Annotated in this window: 17 protein-coding genes; 15 read left to right on the forward strand and 2 right to left on the reverse strand. The window is 63.7% G+C overall.

Annotation, left to right across the window (positions count from 1 at the left end; all coding sequences use genetic code 11):
- Positions 1 to 1,735, reverse strand: a 1,735-nt coding sequence (gene priA, locus ACEW8Q_RS02955; RefSeq protein ID WP_373502561.1) for a primosomal protein N', incomplete at its 3' end; no start/stop codon positions are given.
- Between the two features lie 54 nt (positions 1,736 to 1,789).
- Here priA and pabB point away from each other — a divergent pair.
- The 5 genes from pabB to ACEW8Q_RS02980 are packed head-to-tail and all read left to right on the forward strand — an operon-like array spanning position 1,790 to position 5,535.
- Positions 1,790 to 3,130 carry an aminodeoxychorismate synthase component I gene (gene pabB, locus ACEW8Q_RS02960; protein WP_373502562.1) on the forward strand — a complete coding sequence of 447 codons (1,341 nt, stop codon included), beginning with the start codon at positions 1,790 to 1,792 and terminating at the stop codon, positions 3,128 to 3,130.
- The gene (locus ACEW8Q_RS02965; RefSeq protein WP_373502563.1) at positions 3,127 to 3,690 is read left to right on the forward strand and encodes an aminodeoxychorismate/anthranilate synthase component II; all 564 of its coding nucleotides are present in this window, start codon (positions 3,127 to 3,129) and stop codon (positions 3,688 to 3,690) included. The genes pabB and ACEW8Q_RS02965 overlap by 4 nt, the downstream gene beginning before the upstream one ends.
- Complete coding sequence (locus tag ACEW8Q_RS02970) at positions 3,687 to 4,532, forward strand: aminotransferase class IV (protein ID WP_373502564.1); 846 nt, start codon at positions 3,687 to 3,689, stop codon at positions 4,530 to 4,532. The genes ACEW8Q_RS02965 and ACEW8Q_RS02970 overlap by 4 nt, the downstream gene beginning before the upstream one ends.
- A 48-nt stretch (positions 4,533 to 4,580) precedes the next feature.
- The gene (gene fsa / locus ACEW8Q_RS02975) at positions 4,581 to 5,231 is read left to right on the forward strand and encodes a fructose-6-phosphate aldolase (protein WP_373502565.1); all 651 of its coding nucleotides are present in this window, start codon (positions 4,581 to 4,583) and stop codon (positions 5,229 to 5,231) included.
- A 4-nt stretch (positions 5,232 to 5,235) separates the two neighbouring features.
- Positions 5,236 to 5,535: an antibiotic biosynthesis monooxygenase gene (locus ACEW8Q_RS02980; RefSeq protein ID WP_373502566.1), complete on the forward strand. Its 300-nt coding sequence runs from the start codon at positions 5,236 to 5,238 to the stop codon at positions 5,533 to 5,535.
- Here the strand turns inward: ACEW8Q_RS02980 and ACEW8Q_RS02985 are convergent.
- Positions 5,532 to 5,813: an antibiotic biosynthesis monooxygenase gene (locus tag ACEW8Q_RS02985; RefSeq protein WP_373502567.1), complete on the reverse strand. Its 282-nt coding sequence runs from the start codon at positions 5,811 to 5,813 to the stop codon at positions 5,532 to 5,534. The two genes, ACEW8Q_RS02980 and ACEW8Q_RS02985, sit on opposite strands and share 4 nt — an antisense overlap.
- An 83-nt stretch (positions 5,814 to 5,896) precedes the next feature.
- Here ACEW8Q_RS02985 and ACEW8Q_RS02990 point away from each other — a divergent pair, with 83 nt between their 5' ends.
- The 10 genes from ACEW8Q_RS02990 (at position 5,897) to lpdA (ending at position 20,793) form a co-directional block, all read left to right on the forward strand.
- Complete coding sequence (locus ACEW8Q_RS02990; protein ID WP_373502568.1) at positions 5,897 to 7,117, forward strand: hypothetical protein; 1,221 nt, start codon at positions 5,897 to 5,899, stop codon at positions 7,115 to 7,117.
- 28 nt (positions 7,118 to 7,145) lie between these two features.
- A complete protein-coding gene (gene zapE / locus ACEW8Q_RS02995) occupies positions 7,146 to 8,237 on the forward strand; it encodes a cell division protein ZapE (RefSeq protein ID WP_373502569.1) in 1,092 nt (363 codons plus the stop codon).
- Between the two features lie 56 nt (positions 8,238 to 8,293).
- On the forward strand, positions 8,294 to 11,017 hold the full coding sequence (locus ACEW8Q_RS03000; RefSeq protein WP_373502570.1) for a cation-transporting P-type ATPase: 2,724 nt from the start codon (positions 8,294 to 8,296) through the stop codon (positions 11,015 to 11,017).
- Between the two features lie 196 nt (positions 11,018 to 11,213).
- A complete protein-coding gene (gene mdh / locus ACEW8Q_RS03005; RefSeq protein WP_373502571.1) occupies positions 11,214 to 12,176 on the forward strand; it encodes a malate dehydrogenase in 963 nt (320 codons plus the stop codon).
- 31 nt (positions 12,177 to 12,207) lie between these two features.
- Positions 12,208 to 13,377 (forward strand): ADP-forming succinate--CoA ligase subunit beta, encoded by a 1,170-nt coding sequence (gene sucC, locus ACEW8Q_RS03010; protein WP_373502572.1) that lies wholly within the window; start codon positions 12,208 to 12,210, stop codon positions 13,375 to 13,377.
- Entirely contained in the window at positions 13,377 to 14,252 is an 876-nt protein-coding gene (gene sucD / locus ACEW8Q_RS03015) for a succinate--CoA ligase subunit alpha (protein WP_373502573.1), read from the forward strand. Before sucC ends, sucD begins: the two co-directional genes overlap by 1 nt.
- A 71-nt stretch (positions 14,253 to 14,323) precedes the next feature.
- Positions 14,324 to 17,293 carry a 2-oxoglutarate dehydrogenase E1 component gene (locus ACEW8Q_RS03020; RefSeq protein WP_373502574.1) on the forward strand — a complete coding sequence of 990 codons (2,970 nt, stop codon included), beginning with the start codon at positions 14,324 to 14,326 and terminating at the stop codon, positions 17,291 to 17,293.
- A 12-nt stretch (positions 17,294 to 17,305) separates the two neighbouring features.
- Positions 17,306 to 18,535, forward strand: a complete 1,230-nt coding sequence (gene odhB / locus ACEW8Q_RS03025) for a 2-oxoglutarate dehydrogenase complex dihydrolipoyllysine-residue succinyltransferase (RefSeq protein WP_373502575.1) — start codon at positions 17,306 to 17,308, stop codon at positions 18,533 to 18,535.
- Positions 18,536 to 18,637: 102 nt separating this feature from the next.
- Entirely contained in the window at positions 18,638 to 19,384 is a 747-nt protein-coding gene (locus ACEW8Q_RS03030) for an SDR family oxidoreductase (RefSeq protein ID WP_373502576.1), read from the forward strand.
- Positions 19,385 to 19,404: 20 nt separating this feature from the next.
- Complete coding sequence (gene lpdA, locus ACEW8Q_RS03035; protein WP_373502577.1) at positions 19,405 to 20,793, forward strand: dihydrolipoyl dehydrogenase; 1,389 nt, start codon at positions 19,405 to 19,407, stop codon at positions 20,791 to 20,793.
- The last annotated feature ends 16 nt before the right edge of the window (positions 20,794 to 20,809 follow it).

Consider the following 20,809-nt stretch of genomic DNA (forward strand, 5'->3'; position numbering starts at 1 on the left):
CCGCCACCTGCGCCATCAGCGCCCAGGTCCGCTCGCCGCCGCGCGGATCGGAGGATTCGAGCGCCAGGTCGGCATCGACCACGCCAACGAGCGTCAGGTGCGGGAAGTGATGCCCCTTCGCAACGAGCTGCGTGCCGATGACGAGATTGTAGTGCCCCTCCGCCACATCGGTCAGCGCATCGCGCAGCAGAGTGCCGCGCGACAGGTCGCTGGAGAGGATTGCGATCTTGGCCTCCGGAAACCTGAGCGCCGCCTCTTCCGCCAGTCGCTCGACACCCGGCCCCACCGGCACCATCTTTCCTTCGGTGGCGCAACTCGGGCAGGCCTTCGGCATCGGCTCCAGGTGCCCGCAATGATGGCACATCAGCTGCCGCCGGAACCGGTGCTCCACCAGCGAGGCGGCGCAATTGGGACATTCCAGCCGGTGCCCGCAGGCGCGGCACAGCGTCAACGGTGCATAACCCCGCCGGTTGAGGAACAGCAGCGCCTGGTCGCCCGCCGCCAATGTCGCCTGCACCTGCTCGAACAATGGCTGCGACAACCATGAGCCGGGATCGAGCTTCACCGTCTTCATGTCGATGAGGCCGATCTCCGGCAGTTCCGGCCGCCCGTGCCGGTCCTTCAGGCGGACGACGCCATAGCGGCCCCGGTCGACATTGACGAGCGACTCAAGCGACGGCGTGGCGGACGACAGCACCACCGGAAATTTCCCGATCGCGCCATAGAGCACCGCCATGTCGCGCGCGTGATAGGGAACGCCCTCGTCCTGCTTGTAGGCGCTCTCATGTTCCTCATCGACCACGATCAGCCCCAGCTTCTTCCATGGCAGGAAGAGCGCGGAGCGCGCGCCGACCACAATCTTCGCGGTCCCATCGGCCACGCCACGCCACACCCGCTCGCGCTCTCGCGGCCGCACGTCCGAGTGCCATTGCGCCGGTTCGCAGCCGAATCGATTTTCGACACGCGTGAGAAACGGTTGGGTGAGTGCGATTTCCGGCAGAAGCAGCAGCACCTGCTTGTCCGAGGCCAGTGCTGCCGCCATCGCCTCGAAATAGACCTCCGTCTTGCCAGAGCCCGTGACGCCATCGAGCAGCATCACCTTGTGCTGGCGCTGCGCCACGACGGCCCGAAGCGCAGCAGCAGCCACCTGCTGGTCCTTGTTGAGCGTGAAGCCTCCGGCATTGAGATCGGGCTCAGGAAACGCCCTGAGCGCGGGAAGCGCCACCGCCTCCAGCGCGCCATCCTTGGCCAGCGCCTTCACGACCGAAGTGCCCACACCCGCCGCTTCGGCGAGTTCCGAGGCCCGCATGGCGAAGCCCTCGCGCGCGACGTCAAGCACCCGGGCACGCTGCGGCGTCATCCGTTTCGGAACCGAATCGGTAGCCCGGTAAGCCGTCTGCTCGCGCGGGCCCTCGAACGCGCCGGGCGCCCGCAGCACCATGCGCAGCACGTTTCCGGCAGGCTCCAGGTAATAGGCGGCGAGCCAGTCCACGAACTTCCGGTGCGTCTCGGTCAGCGGCGGCATGTCGAAGCTGCCGATCACGTCCCGCAGTTTCTTGTCGGTGCCCGGCTCAGCCTTCAGCGCCCAGACGACGCCGATCATCTGCCGCGGCCCCAGCGGCACCACCACGAAATCGCCCGCCGCAAGCTCCAGCCCCGGCGGCACCCGGTAGGAATAGGGCCCGTCGAGCGCCAGCGGCAGCAGCACTTCGGCTATGGCGGAATCGACGGTCATCAGGTCTGAAATAGACTTGGGGAGAGCCCCCTTCCAGCCTTATATCGGCGGACCATGAGGGAACCCCACACCCGTGAGATCGTCTGCTTCGAGCCCTCCGCCCTGGCGCTTCGCCTCAAGGGCCAGCGCAACCTGACACTTCTCGAAAGCGTCATGCGCTCGGAACACCTCGGCCGCTATTCCTTCCTCGCCTGCAATCCGGTCTCCACGCTGAAGGTAACGTCAGAGGGAACCTTCCTTGACGACGTGCGGCAGGATCAATCTCCACTGGCGATCATCAGCCGGCTCGTGGCCGAAAACACCCAGTCGCATTTGGTAGGCCTTCCGCCGTTTCAGGGCGGGCTGGCGGGCTACATCTCCTACGACTACGGCCGCCGTCTGGAACCACACGCGAAGATCCCGGATTTCGCGCCGCTGTGCCCCGATCTCGTTCTGCATCACTATGATTGCGTCGCCGCCTTCGACCACATGCAGGAACGCGCCTGGATCATCGCAACAGACGTGGCGAAAGCCGACGAACTGGAGGAGTTCCTCTCCGCCAAGCCGCAGGCATTGGGCAGCCATGTCATCGAAGGCTGGCAGTCCAACTTCACGCAAGCCGAATACGAGTCGGCCATCGCGCAAACAGTCGAATACATTCTGGCGGGCGACATCTTCCAGGCCAACATCACCCAGATGTTTTCGGCACCCGTTCCTGATGGCTTCGACCCGCTATCCTTTTATCGCGTGCTGCGGCTCAAGAACCCGGCGACCTTCGCCGCCTTCATGGACTATGGCGACATTCAGATCGCCTCGTCCTCGCCCGAGCGCCTGCTCCGCTGCGCCGGAGCCACGGTCGAGGCCCGCCCCATCAAGGGCACGAGGCGCCGCGATTCCGATCCCTCGCGCGACGCAAGCCTCATCGCCGACCTGACGTCGAGCCGCAAGGACCGCGCCGAGAACGTGATGATCGTGGACCTGTTGCGGAACGATCTCTCCCGCGTGTCGAAGCCGGGTTCCGTGAAGGTCCCGGTGCTCTGCGGGCTGGAAACCTATGCCAATGTCCATCATCTCGTCTCGGTCATCACCAGCGAATTGAAGGACGGCCATGGAGTGGGCGATCTCATCGGCGCCACTTTCCCCGGCGGTTCCATCACCGGCGCGCCGAAGATCCGCGCCATGGAAATCGTCGCGGAGATCGAGAAGGCTCCGCGTGGCGTCTACTGCGGCGCCATCGGTTACATCGGCTTCAACGGCCGCACCGACCTCAACATCGCCATCCGCACCGCGCAGTTCTCAGGCGGCATCGCCCGCGTGCAAGGCGGCGGCGGCATCACGGCGCGCTCGCAGCCCGCCGCCGAATACGAGGAAAGCCTCACCAAGATCAGGCGCATCATGGAGGCTTTCCGTCCATGATCCTCATCGTCGACAACTACGACAGCTTCGTCCACAACGTCGCGCGTTATTTCGAGGAATTGGGCGAGCGGACGCGTGTCGTCCGGAATGATGCCGTCACGCCGGGCGATATCGCGGCCGCAAAGGCCATCGTCATCTCGCCCGGCCCCTGCACGCCGCATGAGGCGGGGCAGTCGATGGAGATCATGCGCGCGCAGTCGGGCCGGGTTCCTATCCTCGGCATCTGCCTCGGGCATCAGGTGATGGGCGAGGTCCTCGGCGGGCTGGTGAAGCGCGCCCGCCGCCCCATGCATGGCGACAGTTCCGAGATCAACCATGACGGCAAGGGCCTGTTCGAGGGCCTGCCCCAACGCTTCAGCGCGGGGCGCTATCACTCGCTCATCGTCGATCTCGAAGACCGTAGCACGCCGCTCGAGGTAACGGCCAGGAGCGACGAGGGCGAGATCATGGGCCTTCGCCACAAATCGCACCCGACCTACGGCGTACAGTTCCACCCCGAATCGATTCTGACGGAGGGGGGCTATGACATGCTGCGCAACTTCCTGAAGGTGGCCGGATGAGCCGTGTCTGGTTCAATGGCGCGCTTCACATCGGCGCATTGCCGCTCGACCCAAGGGAACGCGGCCTGCTGCTGGGTGACGGAATTTTCGAGACGATCCTCGTCCTCAACCGCACTCCATTGTGGGCCAACATGCATCTCGCGCGCATGGAGGGTGCCGCGAAGGAACTGGGCCTCGGCTTCGATCGCGACGGGCTGGACGATGCCATCGCCACGATACTCGATGGCATCGACGAGACCCATCACGTCCTCCGCATCACCTTGACGCGCGGCGCTGCGGTGCGTGGTCTCGGCGCCAATGGCGGCGTCCCCACGTTGATTCTGTTGCTCGATCGCTTCGACCCTGACCTGATGTTCCAGCCGGTGACGCTCGCCACCTCCTCGTTCCGCCGCAACCCCTGGTCGGTGACATCGCGGCTGAAGACTGTGTCCTACATTGACAACATCGCCGCCGCCCGCGAGGCCGCTTCGCGCGGCTTGGAGGATGCGCTGATGCTGAACACCGAGGGCGCCGTTGCCTGCTCCACCATCGCCAATGTCTTCCTCCTGAAGGGCGGGATGCTGTCAACGCCCGCGCGCGAGCATGGCATCCTCACGGGCGTCATGCGCCAGGCGCTGATCGCGGCAGCGGGCCAGCTCGACATAACCACCGAGGAGCGCGCCATCCAGCCGCAGGAACTGATCTCGGCCGATGCCGTTTTCCTCACCAACAGCCTGCGCTTCATCAGGCCGGTGAAGTCGCTGGACCTGCAACCACTGGCCATGGCCGACCTCGGCCACCTCGTCAACGCGCTGTGCGAAACCGCACGCCTGCAATGCGGCCGAGATCCGCGATTGATCTGAGGCCGTCGCGGCGTTAAGTGTCGCCCGCAACAGCCAAGGACGAAACCCATGAAATTCTTTGTCGATACCGCCGAAGTGAAGGACATCAAGGAACTGGCCGACCTGGGCCTGCTCGATGGCGTCACCACCAATCCCTCGCTCATCGCCAAGTCCGGCCGCCAGTTCAAGGACGTGATCGCCGAGATCTGCGCCATCGTCGAAGGCCCCGTATCGGCTGAGGTGGTGTCGCTCGACTATGACGGCATGATGCGCGAGGCCGCCGACCTGCGGAAGATCGCCAAGAACGTGACCGTCAAGGTGCCGCTGACCCTCGAAGGCCTCAAGGCCTGCAAGTCGCTATCCTCCGATGGCTGCATGGTGAACGTGACCCTCTGCTTCTCGGCCAACCAGGCGCTGCTCGCCGCCAAGGCCGGCGCATCCTTCATCTCGCCCTTCATCGGCCGCCTCGATGACATCCACCTCGACGGCACGGAGTTGATCGCCGAGATCCGCCAGATCTATGACAACTACGCTTTCGAGACCGAAATCCTCGCCGCCTCGGTCCGTACACCGCTGCATGTGAAGCAGGTCGCCCTGATCGGCGCCGACGTCGCCACCTGTCCGCCCGCCGTCATCAAGTCGCTGGTGAAGCACCCGCTGACCGACAAGGGCATCGAGCAGTTCATGGCTGACTGGAAGAAGACCGGGCAGACGCTCTGAACCGATGATCCTCGAACATGCCATCCTGAACGTGAGGCCGGGCGAAAGTCCGGCCTTTCTCGTGGCGATTGCGGAAGCCCTGCCGCTGATGACGGCAACGCCGGGCTTCATCGGCTTCGAGCTCAGGCGCTGCCACGAGAACGCCGACCGCTTCCTGCTGCTCGTCCGCTGGGAAACGATTGAGGCTCACACCATCGGCTTCCGGGGTTCGGACCGCTACCAGCAGTGGCGCCAGAAGCTCCATCACTTCTACGATCCGTTCCCCGTCGTGGAACACTATGGCGAGCCGGTGGTCACTAGCTAGACATAGTGCCCCATGCTGATCAACTCCGCGACCTCGCCCATCAGCGGCGCGCATTCGGAGTCCGACATCACCTTCTCTCCAGCCGCGCGGGCGTCCGCGAGGCTTCTCCACGTCACGATATCGGTGAACACGGCCGGATCGTCCGCCGATGTCACGGCATGCCAGCCGAGAAAGCCGGGAAAACCTGCCACATGCGGCTTCATCGCCCGGCGCGCGGCTTCGGCGGTTTCCGCATTCTTCACCTTGTAGACAACCACTTCGATGCAATGTCCCGTCATTTGCTATCCTCCTCAGCTTGCGAAACGCCATATCAATAAGATTGGCGTACTGACAGGGTGGGTCAGTATCGAGGGACTAAGGGGTGATTCCAGATTTCATCGGCAATGCCGGGCATGAGCTGCCGTTCATTCTGCTGCTGATCGCGTTGCTGGGCTTCCGCTCGCGCGTGACCCCGCGGGCGAGCGTGTTCATCAAGGCGCCGCCAGAAAAAGTATTCGCCTTGGTGGATTTCACTGAGGGCCCCAACCAGCGCTGGCAGCGCACGCGGGTCATTTCGACCCTGGTGGACCCCGAGACCCGCACCTATCGCCTGAATTTCGTGACGCCGCTGGCCACCGGCGCGGTCCAGTCGTCGGAAGCCCTCTTCCGCGTGGCACGGCGAGACGCGCCGCACTTCCTCGAAATCGACCGCGCCGGCCTCGAAGGCCAGCCCACCAACAACCAGCTCCTCAAGATGACCGCGAAGCTTGTCCCGGAGGACGGCGGCACGCGCCTCACCTTCACCTATCACTGGGGGCCGCGCCCGCTGCTGGCCCAGCTTCTCGCCCGCGCCGACCTGTGGGGCAGCGTATTCCGCCTGAAGGGTGTGGCCGAAACGGGCACGCCCGACTATCGCACCGATGCCCTGATCTCGGCCGGCGTCGCCATCGTCACCGGCGTCGTCTCGCTCTATACCTTCGTGCTCGCCTTCGGCTGGCTCATCGCGCCCTTGCTGGTGGCAGCACTCCTCATCCACGAATTCGGCCATCTCTTCGCCTACCGTCTCATCGGCCAGCCCTGGGGCCGGCTGGTATTCCTGCCCTTCCTCGGCGCCATCGCCGTTCCGCGCATGGGCTTCACCACGCAAGGCCAGATCGTCTTCGCCGCCATCATGGGCCCCGCCATCAGCGTGGCCGTGCCGCTCGCCGCAGCCTTGTGGGTGTGGGCAGGAGGGCCTTACCCTGACATCGCCGTGATGATGGGGATCGTTGCCTGCGGCCTCAATCTCTTCAACCTGCTGCCCGTAGAGCCCTTGGACGGCGGCATCGTGCTCCGCTCGGTGCTGGCCAAGCTCATGGGCAACTGGGCCCGTTTCGGCCTCATCGCCATGGGAGCATTGATCATCATCGCAGGCTTCGCCATCGAGCAGGTGCTGCTCGTCATCTTCGGCGCATTGGCCCTTCTCATGAACATCCGCAGGCGGACGATCGACCACGGGCTTGAGCCCATGTCGCGTCTTGCGGTGTCGATCTCGGCCTTCGGCTTCATGTCGGTCATCGGCGCCTATGCCGTCCTGCTCCGGCACTTCATGACCTTTACTTGAGCGCGCCGGAGCTTTACGTCACCGCGCCATGAGTGTGGTTCTCCGCGAATACGAGCGCCGCCGCGATGCGGGCGAACTGAAGCCCGATGCGGCGCAACTTCCCGTGCTGGCGAGGCTCGACGCGCTGGCCGAAGCCCTGGCCGCATTGCCGAAGCCCGGCGGCCTCAGGAGCATTTTCCGCAAATCCCCCGCCCCGCCGAAGGGTCTTTACATCTATGGCGATGTCGGGCGCGGCAAGACCATGGTGATGGACCTGTTCTTTTCGCAGGTGCAAGTGGAGCCGAAGCGCCGCGTGCACTTCCACGCCTTCATGCAGGATGTTCATGCCAGGCTGCACAAGGTCCGGAAGTCGCACACGCAGGATGCGATTGCTCCCGTTGCCAAGGCCATCGCGGCGGAAGCCCGCCTGCTCTGCCTCGACGAGATGCAGGTGACCGACATCGCCGACGCCATGATCGTCGGGCGTCTCTTCGAGGGCCTGTTCGCGGCTGGCACCGTCATCGTCACCACCTCCAACCTGAAGCCGCAGGATCTTTACCGCGACGGCCTCAACCGCCACCTCTTCCTGCCCTTCATCAAGCTTATCGGGGAGAAACTGGAGACCATCTCTCTCGACAGCCAGACCGACCACCGCCTGGGCCGCGTCAAGGCGCACGAGACGTTCCTCGCTCCGCTCACACCAGGGAACGACGCGCACCTGCAAGACCTGTGGCGGAAGCTCACGGACACCGAGCAGGGCGACCCCATGGAGATCGACGTGCTGGGCCGCAAGCTGCATGTGCCGCAGGCCGCCCATGGCTGCGCCCGCTTCAGCTTCGCCGAACTCTGCGATAAGCCGCTGGGCCCGCCGGATTACATCGCTCTTGCCCACAATTTCAGGATCGTCTTCGTCGAGCACATCCCCGCCTTGAACCCGGAGCGCCGCAACGAGGCGAAGCGCTTCGTGCTGCTGATCGACACGCTCTATGACGGCAAGGTCAGGCTCGTCGCCACCTCCGCGCAAGCCCCGGAGGGCATCTATCCCGCAGGCGACCACGCCTTCGAATTCGGCAGGACGGTCTCGCGCCTGAAGGAAATGCAGTCGGCCTCCTGGTGGGGCAAGAAGATCGTGGAGACGTGATCAGCTTGCAAGACTGCCACGCTTGATGGCAGGCCTGTATGGCTTAAACTGAAGCAATGCAGGGCAACCCAGAGGTCGAGACGGTCGCCAGCGGTTGGCATTCAAGGTCACCCGAGGAGGTCATCGCTGCGCTTGGCACCAGCACTGCCGGCCTGAGCGATGCCGAGGCCATCGAGCGGTTGCGGGCCCATGGTCCCAACAAGTTGCCGGAGCCCCGCCGGCGCGGGCCATTGCTGCGCTTTCTGGCACAGTTCCACAATGTGCTGATCTATGTCCTGCTGGGATCGGCGGCAATCACAGCCGCGCTCGATCATCTCGTTGATACACTGGTCATTCTCGCCGTTGTTTTCGCCAACGCCGCAATCGGCTTCATCCAGGAAGGCAAGGCCGAGAATGCGATGGAGGCGATCCGCGGCATGCTGGCACCGCAGGCCGCGGTGCTGCGCGGTGGCAAGCGCCGCGCGATCGACGGCAAGGACCTCGTGCCCGGCGACATCGTTCTGCTCGAAGCAGGAGACAAGGTTCCAGCAGATCTTCGGCTCATACAGGCGCGCGGACTCAAGATCGAGGAATCGGTTCTGACTGGTGAATCGATGCCGGCCGAGAAGCATGTGCGCAGCGTGGCTGCGGGCGCGGCACTCGGGGACCGATCCTCCATGACCTTTAGCGGCACACTGGTCGCGGCAGGCCACGCCCATGGCGTGGTGGTGGCCACCGCGTCGGCAACCGAGATCGGCCGCATATCGGGCATGCTGTCACGCGTCGAGACCTTGACCACCCCGCTGGTCAGGCAGATGGACGGATTCGCCCGCTGGCTGACGCTTCTGATCCTGCTGATTTCAGGTCTTCTGCTGGTCTTTGGCTTTTTCGTCGAGCATTTCGACTTCGCCGACGTGTTCATGGCGGTGGTCGGGCTGGCGGTTGCCGCCATTCCGGAAGGGCTTCCCGCCGTCCTCACGATCACGCTGGCCATTGGCGTGAGGGCAATGGCGCGGCGCAACGTCATCGTGCGCCGCCTGCCGGCCATCGAAACCCTGGGCGCGGTTTCGGTGATCTGCACCGACAAGACCGGAACCCTGACCCGAAATGAGATGTTCGCCGCAACTGTCGCGACACATGGCGGAACCTACGCGGTGACGGGCGAAGGCTATGCGCCACTGGGTGGATGCACGCTGAATGGCCGCGCCGTTTCCTCCGGGGATCAGGCCGCACTCATGGAACTCGGCAGGCTTGCCGCACTCTGCAATGATGCCGCTTTGCGCTGGCAGGAAGATCAATGGCTGGTCGAAGGCGATCCGATGGAAGGCGCCTTGCTGGCGCTGTCCGGAAAGCTTGCAGGCAAACACAATGACGTGGTGGCGGCATCGCCCCGCATCGATGCCATTCCTTTCGATTCGGCGCATCGCTTCATGGCCACCCTGCACCATGACGGCGGCAAGCATTGGATAGTCGCCGTCAAGGGCGCTCCGGAACGCATTCTTGCCATGTGCAGCAGTGAACGCACGAAGGGGGGCCGCGCTGTGCCCCTCCACGAGAGCCATTGGCACGAGGTGGCAAATGCCATCGCCGCCAAGGGTCAGCGCGTACTGGCGCTGGCCACCCGGCACGGCGGTCCCGCGCATGGCGAACTCAGCTTTGCCGATGTCGAGGGGCACCTGACGCTGGTCGGCCTCGTCGGCCTTATCGATCCGCCGCGCCCGGAGGCCATCGAGGCAGTCGCCGAATGTCACCGCGCCGGCATTCGGGTGAAGATGATCACCGGCGATCATGCCGGAACGGCGGCGGCAATCGGCGAGACCATCGGCCTGAAGCGGCCGGACAAGGTGCTTACCGGTGCCGATATTGACGGCATGGACGATGCGCTGCTCGCCGCCGAGGTCCTGGAAACCGACGTGTTTGCCCGCACCAGCCCGGAACACAAGCTGAGGCTGGTAATGGCGTTGCAGGGGCATGGCCTGACCGTGGCGATGACCGGCGACGGGGTGAACGATGCGCCCGCTCTCAAACGCGCCGATGCCGGCATCGCCATGGGCAAGAAGGGCAGCGAAGCGGCGAAGGAGGCCGCCGAAATCGTGCTCGCCGACGACAACTTCGCGTCGATTGCGGCCGCGGTGCGCGAGGGCCGCACGGTTTACGACAACATCAAGAAAGTGATCAGCTGGACGCTGCCGACAAGCGCCGGCGAGGCGTCGACCATCCTCGTGGCCCTGCTGCTGGGGCTGACATTGCCGGTAACTCCCATCCAGATTCTGTGGGTCAACCTGATCACCGCCATCACGCTGGGGCTGGCATTGGCCTTCGAGCCGACGGAGGAGAACACCATGCGGCGGCCACCCCGGCTCCGCCACGCCTCACTGCTCACCGGGGGGCTCGTCTGGCACATTCTGCTCGTGTCGGTCCTTTTCCTTGCGGGCGTGTTCGGCATCTTCGAATATGCCATGGACCGGGGCTATGCGGTTGAGACGGCGCGGACCATGGCCGTCAACACACTCGTGGTGATGGAGATCTTCCACCTGTTCTTCATCCGCAATATCTACGGCACGTCACTGACGTGGAAGGCCGTGACCGCGACGCCGGTGGTATGGGCCACGGTTTTGGCCATCACATGCGCCCAGTTCGCAATCACCTACCTGCCGCCGCTGCAGAGGGTCTTCGGTACGACGGCCCTCTCCCTGCTTGATGGTGTGCTGATCGTCGGGATCGGTGTGGCGCTGTTCGCCTTCATCGAGGTGGAAAAACAGATACGGCTGGTGTTCGCGGCCCGGCGTGACGGTTGGTAAGGCCGGCACAATCGCGACAGGCAATGCTGGGCATCCCGGTGGGGCAAAAAAATCGCTGAAACTTGACGTTTTGGTCAAGTTTGTACGTCGAATTGACTAGGCCAGCGTCTTGAAGCTGCTATTTAAGGGGTCTACACAAGCGTCGCTTTTGCACTGCAAAACGACCTGACGGCTCCCCTCGAGAAGGACACTCCACATGGCTCGGAAGAAAATCGCGTTGATCGGCGGCGGCATGATCGGCGGCACGCTGGCACACCTCGCCGCACTGAAGGAACTGGGCGATATCGTCGTGTTCGACATCGCGGAAGGCCTGCCGCAGGGCAAGACCCTCGACATCGCGCAGTCCGGCCCCGTCGAGGGCTTCGACGCGAAGCTCTCCGGCGCCAATTCCTATGAAGCGATCGCCGGCGCAGACGTCTGCATCGTGACGGCGGGCGTGCCCCGCAAGCCCGGCATGAGCCGCGACGATCTCCTCGGCATCAACCTCAAGGTCATGGCGTCCGTCGGCGCGGGCATCAAGCAATATGCCCCCAACGCCTTCGTCATCTGCATCACCAACCCGCTGGACGTGATGGTCTGGGCGCTCCAGAAATACTGCGGCCTGCCGCCCAACAAGGTCGTCGGCATGGCCGGCGTTCTGGACAGTGCCCGCTTCCGCCACTTCCTCGCTGAGGAATTCAACGTGTCGGTGGAAGACGTCACCGCCTTCGTGCTCGGCGGCCATGGCGACACCATGGTGCCCCTGATCCGCTATTCCACCGTCGCCGGCATCCCGGTGCCGGACCTGATCAAGATGGGCTGGTCCACCCAGGAAAAGATCGACAAGATCGTGCAACGCACCCGCGATGGCGGCGCCGAGATCGTCGGCCTCTTGAAGACCGGTTCCGCCTATTACGCGCCCGCCACCTCGGCCATCGCCATGGCGGAGAGCTACCTGAAGGACAAGAAGCGCATGCTGCCCTGCGCCGCCCTGCTCACCGGGCAATATGGCGTCAGCGGCACCTATGTCGGCGTTCCCGTCATCATCGGCGAGGGCGGCGTCGAGCGCATCGCCGAGATCGCGCTGAACGACGAGGACAAGGCAGGCTTCAAGAAGTCGGTCGATGCCGTCCACGGCCTCATGGCCGCGGCGAAGACCATCGCCCCCGATCTCGCTTGATTAACGCGCACGTAAAGTCAGGACAGCGCATATGAACATCCATGAATACCAGGCCAAGGAAGTCCTCAGGGGCTTCGGCGTGGCGACCGGCAAGGGCCACGCGGCCTTCACCGTCGAGGAAGCAGTCAAGGCGGCAGAGCAGATGCCCGGCCCCGTGTGGGTCGTGAAGGCCCAGATCCACGCCGGCGGCCGCGGCAAGGGCGGCGGCGTCAAGGTCGTGAAGTCGGTGGCGGACGTGAAGGCCGAAGCCACCCGCATGCTCGGCATGACTCTCGTCACCCACCAGACCGGCCCCGAAGGCAAACCGGTGCAGCGCCTCTATATCGAGGAAGGCACGGCGATCGCCCGCGAACTCTACCTCTCGATCCTGGTTGACCGCGAAACCTCCAAGGTCGCCTTCATTGCCTCCACCGAAGGCGGCATGAACATCGAGGACGTGGCGCACAACACGCCTGAGAAGATCATCACCGTTCAGGTCGATCCCGCGGCCGGTTACTCGGGCTATGTCGGCCGCCGCATCGCGTCCGCGCTGAAGCTCGAGGGCGACCTCACCAAGCAATGCGTGAAGATGATCGGCCAGCTCTACAAGGCCTTCGTCGAGAAGGACATGAGCCTGCTCGAAATCAACCCGCTGGTCGTAACGAACGACAACAAACTCGTCTGCCTCGATGCGAAGATCAACTTCGACTCGAACGCGCTCGACCGCCACCCCGAGATCAAGGAACTCCGCGATCTTTCGGAAGAAGACCCGAAGGAGATCGAGGCGTCCAAGTTCGACCTCTCCTACGTGGCGCTCGATGGTTCGATCGGCTGCATGGTGAACGGCGCAGGCCTCGCCATGGCGACGATGGACATTATCAAGCTCTATGGTGCCGAGCCCGCCAACTTCCTCGACGTCGGCGGCGGAGCCACCAAGGAAAAGGTCGCGGCGGCCTTCAAGATCATCACCGCGGACCCCCGCGTGAAGGGCATCCTCGTCAATATCTTCGGCGGCATCATGAAGTGCGATGTCATCGCCGAGGGCGTCATCGCGGCAGTGAAGGACGTGGGGCTTTCGGTTCCCTTGGTCGTCCGCCTCGAAGGCACCAACGTCGATCTCGGCAAGAAGATCATCCGTGACTCCGGCCTCAACGTGATCCCGGCAGATGACTTGAACGATGCTGCGGCGAAGATCGTCAAAGCGGTGAAGGAAGCGGCCTGATGTCCATTCTCGTCAACAAGAACACCAAGGTCATCTGCCAGGGCATCACCGGCAACAATGGCACCTTCCACACCGAGCAGGCGATTGCCTATGGGACGAAGATGGTCGGCGGCGTGACGCCGGGCAAGGGCGGCACCACGCATGTGGGGCTTCCTGTGTTTGATACCGTCTGGGACGCCAAGCAGAAGACCGGCGCGGATGCGACCGTGATCTACGTGCCGCCTCCTTTCGCGGCCGATGCCATCCTCGAAGCCATCGACGCCGAGATACCGCTCATCATCACAATCACCGAGGGCATCCCCGTGATGGACATGGTGAAGGTGAAGCGCGCGCTGTCGGGTTCGAAGTCCCGCCTCATCGGGCCGAACTGCCCGGGTGTCTTGACGCCCAACGAATGCAAGATCGGCATCATGCCGGGCAACATCTTCAAGAAGGGCAACGTCGGCATCGTCTCGCGCTCCGGCACCTTGACCTATGAAGCCGTGTTCCAGACGACGCAGGAAGGCCTTGGCCAAACTACCGCCGTCGGCATTGGCGGCGATCCCGTCAAGGGCACCGAGTTCATCGACATGCTGGAAATGTTCCTCGCTGACGACGAAACCGAGTCGATCATCATGATCGGCGAGATCGGCGGATCGGCCGAGGAAGACGCCGCCGAGTTCATCGCGAAGTCGAAGCGCAAGAAGCCGATGGCCGGCTTCATCGCGGGCCGCACGGCTCCTCCGGGGCGCCGCATGGGCCACGCAGGCGCCATCATTTCCGGTGGCAAGGGCGGGGCTGAGTCGAAGATCGAGGCCATGAAGGCCGCCGGCATCGCAGTCGCAGATTCGCCCGCATTGCTCGGCAAGACGCTGGTGAAGAAGCTGAAGGGCTGAACGTGATTTCCCCTCTCCCGTGGCAACGCCATGGGAGAGGGAAAACGAGTGAAGAAGACGAGGACAATGGGATGAACAAGACGGACCTGACCACCGCTTTCGAGCAAACCTCGTTCCTCTATGGCGGAAACGCCCAGTTCATCGAGCAACTCTACGCCAAGTACCTTGAGAATCCCGCCGCCGTGGACCAGCACTGGCGGCAGTTTTTTGCCGGTCTCGAAGACAATGCCGAGCAGGCGAAAGCCCAGGTGAACGGCCCCTCATGGGCCCGGAAAGACTGGCCCCGTGCTGAATCGGGCGATCTTGTCTCCGCGCTCGACGGCCAGTGGCCTGTCGTTCCGCCGCCTGCGGCCAAGGGCGGCAAGCCCGCTCCCGCGGCGGAAAAACCGCCCGGCCTTTCCGCCGACGACGTGCGCAAGGCCACGATGGATTCCGTCCGTGCGCTGATGATGATCCGCGCCTACCGCATGCGCGGCCATCTCGCAGCCGACCTCGACCCCCTGAAATTGAAGGAGCCCGAGAACCATCCGGAGCTCGATCCCGCCTCCTACGGCTTCACCGGTGCCGACATGGACCGCCCCATCTTCCTCGACAAGGTGCTGGGCCTCGAACACGCCACCGTCCGCCAGATCGTCGACATCCTGAAGCGCACCTATTGCGGCACGCTGGGCGTCGAGTTCATGCATATCTCCGACCCCGAGCAGAAGGGCTGGATCCAGGAGCGCATCGAAGGCGCCGACAAGTCGATCAGCTTCACGCCCAACGGCAAGAAGGCGATCCTCAACAAGCTCATCGAGGCCGAGGGCTTCGAGAACTTCCTCAATGTGAAATACACCGGCACCAAGCGCTTCGGCCTCGACGGGGCAGAATCGATGATCCCGGCGCTGGAGCAGATCATCAAGCGCGGCGGCTCGCTGGGCCTGAAGGAAATCGTGCTCGGCATGGCGCATCGCGGCCGCCTCAACGTGCTGGCTAACGTGCTGTCGAAGCCATTCTCCGCGATCTTCCACGAGTTCAAGGGCGGCTCCTCGACGCCAGACGAAGTCGAGGGCTCGGGCGACGTGAAGTATCACCTGGGCTCGTCGTCGGACCGCAGCTTCGATGACAACGTCGTCCATCTTTCGCTCACTGCCAACCCGTCGCATCTCGAGATCGTCGATCCCGTGGTGCTCGGCAAGGCCCGCGCCAAGCAGGACCAGCGGAAGGACAAGGAACGCACCTCCGTCCTGCCGCTCCTCATCCATGGCGATGCCGCCTTCGCAGGCCAGGGCGTCGTGGCCGAGTGCTTCGGTCTCTCCGGCCTTCGCGGCCACAGGTCCGGCGGTTCGATCCACTTCATCGTCAACAACCAGATCGGCTTCACGACGGCGCCGCACTGGTCCAGGTCTTCGCCCTATCCGTCAGACGTCGCCAAGATGATCGAGTCGCCGATCTTCCATTGCAACGGCGATGACCCTGAATCGGTCGTCTACGCGGCCAAGATCGCGATGGAGTTCCGGCAGAAGTTCAAGAAGCCCGTCGTCATCGACATGTTCTGCTACCGCCGCTTCGGCCACAACGAGACCGACGAGCCGGCCTTCACCCAGCCCTTGATGTACAAGCGCATCGCCGGTCAGCCCACCGTGGTCACGGTCTATGGCAAGCGCCTCGTCGAGGAAGGCATCCTCTCGCAAGACGAATTCGACGCCATGAAGGCCGAGTACCGCAAGACGCTCGACGACAATTTCTCGTCCGCCGAAGGCTACAAGGCCAACAAGGCCGACTGGCTCGATGGCCGCTGGGCCGGCCTCAAGGCGGCACGAGACCATGAGGAGCCCCGAAAGGGCGAGACCGGCGTTCCGGTTGCCAAGCTGAAGGAGATGGGCCTCAAGCTCACCAAGGTGCCGAAGAGCTTCAAGGTCCACCGCACCATGCAGCGCGTGCTCGATGCCCGCCGCAAGATGATTGAGGAAGGCGTCGGCCTCGACTGGGCCATGGCCGAGCACCTCGCTTTCGGCACGCTGCTGCTCGATGGTTTTCCCGTCCGTCTGTCGGGCCAGGACGTGCAGCGCGGCACCTTCTCGCAACGCCATGCGGTGCTCGTCGACCAGGACAACGAGAGGCGCTACACGCCGCTCAATCATCTGGTGAAGGACCAGACCATCAAGATCGACGCCATCAACTCGATGCTGTCGGAAGAAGCCGTGCTGGGCTTCGAGTATGGCTACTCGCTGGCCGAGCCCAACTCGCTCACTGTGTGGGAAGCGCAGTTCGGCGACTTCGCCAACGGCGCTCAGGTGGTCTTCGACCAGTTCATTTCGTCAGGAGAGCGCAAGTGGCTCCGCATGTCGGGCCTCGTCTGCCTGCTGCCGCACGGCTATGAGGGCCAGGGACCGGAACATTCCTCCGCCCGCCTCGAGCGCTACTTGCAAATGTGCGCGGAAGACAACATGCAGGTGGCGAACTGCACCACGCCCGCGAATTATTTCCACATTCTCAGGCGGCAGTTGAAGCGCGACATCCGCAAGCCCTTGCTCATCATGACGCCGAAGTCGCTGCTCCGCCACAAGCGCGCCACCTCGCCGCTCTCGATGATGGACGAAGGCACCACCTTCCACCGCCTGCTCTGGGACGATGCCGAGATGAACCCTGCCGAGGGGATCACGCTGGTGCCCGACGACAAGATCCGCCGCGTCATCCTGTGTTCCGGCAAGGTCTATTACGATCTCTACGAAGAGCGCGAGAAGCGCGGGCTGAACGATGTCTATATCCTGCGCATCGAGCAGCTCTATCCCTGGCCGCACAAGGCGCTGATCAACATCCTGCAGCGCTTCAAGCAGGCAGAGTTCGTGTGGTGCCAGGAAGAGCCCTACAACATGGGCGCCTGGTCCTATGCGCAGCCCAACATCGAGCGCGTGCTCGAATTCATCGGAGCCGCCAAGACGAGGCCCCGCTATGCGGGACGCCTGCCATCGGCCTCGACCGCAACCGGATTGATGAGCCGGCATCTCAAGGAACTGAAGGCGTTTCTTGAAGAAGCCCTCGGCGACAGCAAGAATTAAGGGACAAGAGACATGGCGAAAGAAATCCGCGTTCCGGCTCTGGGTGAATCGGTCACCGAGGCGACGATTGCGAAGTGGTTCAAGCAGGCGGGTGACGCGGTGAAGGCCGACGAGCCTCTGGTCGAACTCGAAACCGACAAGGTGACGGTGGAAGTCCCGGCCCCTGCTTCCGGCAAGCTCTCCTCCATCGATGCCGCTCCGGGCTCGACCGTCAATGTCGGCGCACTCCTGGGCCTGATCGAGGAAGGCGCCGCCGGCGCCGTTCCTGCCAAGGCCGCCGAAGCGCCCGCAAAGAAAGCTGAGCCTGCCCCCGCTGCTGCGAAGCCCGAAGCGCCGCTCTCGCCCGCCGTCCGCAAGATGGTCGAGGAAAACAAGGTCGATACCGCAACTGTCTCGGGCACCGGCAAGGATGGCCGCATCACCAAGGGCGATGTGATCGCCCATCTCGAAAAGCCCGCGGCTCCTGCCGCCGAGGCAAAGCCGCTGGTCATCCCCGCAGCCCCCGCCCCCGCCGCGAGAGCACCCTCGGCCCCTGCCGATGGCGCCCGCGAGGAGCGCGTGAAGATGTCGAGGCTCCGCCTCACCATCGCGCGCCGCCTCAAGGATGCGCAGAACACCGCCGCCATGCTGACCACCTTCAACGAGGTGGACATGTCGGCCGCGATGGCGCTCCGCAACCAGTACAAGGAACTCTTCGAGAAGAAGCACGGCGTGAAGCTGGGCTTCATGAGCTTCTTCGTGAAGGCCTGCATCGCGGCGCTGAAAGAAATCCCGGCCGTCAATGCCGAGATCGACGGCGACGACATCGTCTACAAGAATTTCTACCACATCGGCGTGGCTGTCGGCACCGAGAAGGGCCTCGTCGTTCCGGTGCTGCGCGATGCCGATATGCTGTCCTTCGCAGGCGTTGAGAAGACCATCGCCGACTATGGCAAGCGCGCGCGTGATGGTCATTTGCAGATCACCGACATGCAGGGCGGCACCTTCACCATCTCGAACGGCGGCGTCTATGGCTCGCTGATGTCGACACCGATCCTCAACGCCCCGCAGTCCGGCATCCTCGGCATGCACAAGATTCAGGAGCGCCCCGTCGCGGTGAACGGCCAGGTCGTCATCCGCCCGATGATGTATCTGGCACTCAGCTATGACCACCGCATCGTCGACGGCAAGGAAGCCGTCACCTTCCTCGTCCGCGTGAAGGAAAATCTCGAAGACCCGCAGCGGGCGATTCTGGATCTGTGAGCAGGATGTTTGCAAGTTTGACTCGCGGGACCCCCACCCCGGCCCTCCCCACAAGGGGGAGGGGGAATTGAGGCCGGTGTTCAGTTACAAGGGAGTTGCAGCATGACCAATGTCGCCATCGTTACCGGAGGAAGCCGCGGCATCGGGCGCGCCGTGTCGTTGAAGCTCGGCAAGGCGGGTTACACCGTCGTCGTGAATTACGCTTCAAATGCCAAGGCAGCCGACGAGGTCGTCTCGGCCATCACCGCCGATGGCGGCAAGGCTGTCGCCATCCAGGGTGACGTTGGCGTTGAAGCCGATGTCCTCAATCTCTTCGCGGAGGCCGCGAAGCTCGGAGACCTCCGTGTGCTGATGAACAATGCCGGCATCATGGACCGCCAGAACCGCCTTGACGAAATGTCGGCCGAGCGGCTGAAGCGACTGTTCGACATCAACATCCTCGGCTCCTTCCTCTGCGCGCGCGAAGCCGTGAAGCTGATGTCGACGAAGCATGGCGGCAAGGGCGGCGCCATGGTCAACCTGTCATCCGCCGCAGCGGCTCTGGGTGCGCCCGGCATGGGTGTCGAATATGCGGCATCGAAGGGCGCCATCGATGTCATGACCATCGGCCTAGGCCGCGAAGTGGCAGCCGAAGGCATCCGCGTCAACGCCGTGCGGCCCGGCATCATCGACACCGAAATCCATGACAGTTCGGGCATTCCCGGCCGCGTGAAACTGATGCGCGACGTGATCCCGATCAAGCGCGAAGGCACAGCCGATGAAGTGGCCGACGTGATGATGTGGCTTGTCTCCGAACAATCCTCCTATGTTGTCGGAACCATCGTGGCGGTCGCGGGCGGCCGCTGCTGAGTTGAGAGAAAGAACATTCCATGGCTGAAGCTTTCGACGTCACCATCATCGGCACCGGCCCCGGCGGCTATGTCTGTGCCATTCGCGCGGCTCAGCTCGGCCTGAAGGTCGCCGTGGTCGAGAAGCGCACGACCCATGGCGGCACCTGCCTCAATGTCGGCTGCATTCCGTCCAAGGCCCTGCTTCACGCGTCTGAACTCTATGCAGAGTCGAAGCACGCCTTTGCGAAGATGGGCATCGTCGCCCAGACCTCGATCGATTTCCCGAAGATGATGGGCTTCAAGCAGGAAGCGATCGACGGTAACACCAAGGGCATCGACTTTCTGCTCAAGAAGAACAAGGTCACCGTGTTCCGTGGCACCGGCAAGATCACCGGCCCCGGCAAGGTGATGGTCGGCGAGCAGGTCATCGACACGAGGAACATCGTCATCGCCACCGGCTCAGACGTCGCTAAGCTGAAAGGCATCGAGATAGACGAAGAGCGCATCGTCTCCTCCACGGGTGCCCTTGAACTGAGCCAAGTGCCCGCCCGCCTCGCTGTCATCGGTGCCGGCGTCATCGGGCTTGAACTGGGCTCGGTTTACGCACGGCTCGGCTCGAAAGTGACCGTCATTGAATACCTCGATCGCATCCTCCCCGGCATGGATGGCGATGTCGCCAAGAATTTCCAGCGCATGCTGCAGAAGCAGGGTTTCGCCTTCAAGCTCGCCTCCAAGGTGACGGGTGCGGCGAAGGCCAAGGATAAGGTGACGCTCACCGTCGAGCCCGCGGCAGGCGGTGCCGCTGAAACAATCGACGCCGATGTCGTTCTCGTGGCCGTGGGCCGCGTGCCGTTCACCGAAGGTCTCGGACTCGATGAAGCGGGCGTCGCGCGCGACAATCGCGGCCGCGTGGACGTCGATCATGACTACGCCACCAACGTCCCCGGCATTTATGCCATCGGCGATGTCATCAAGGGCCCGATGCTCGCCCACAAGGCAGAGGACGAAGGGATAGCACTTGCCGAAATCCTCGCCGGCCAGGCGGGCCACGTGAACTATGACGTCATCCCCGGCGTCGTCTACACCGCCCCCGAAGTGGCCGCCGTGGGCAAGACCGAGGAAGAACTGAAAGCCGCTGGCGTCGACTACAAGGCGGGCAAGTTCCTCTTCCTCGCCAATGGCCGCGCCAAGGCCAACCAGACCACCGATGGTTTCGTCAAGGTTCTGGCCGACGCGAAGACCGACCGCGTGCTGGGCGTCCACATCGTGGGGCCGATGGCCGGCGAACTCATCCATGAGGCAGCAGTCTTGATGGAGTTCGGCGGATCGGCGGAAGACCTGGCCCGCACGTGCCATGCCCATCCAACGCTTTCAGAGGCTGTTAAGGAAGCGGCCCTCAGCGTTGCAGGCCGGGCCATTCACGCCTGACCACCTTAACGTTGGG

This window comes from Aestuariivirga sp. (assembly GCF_041738905.1).
GTDB lineage: Bacteria > Pseudomonadota > Alphaproteobacteria > Rhizobiales > Aestuariivirgaceae > Aestuariivirga.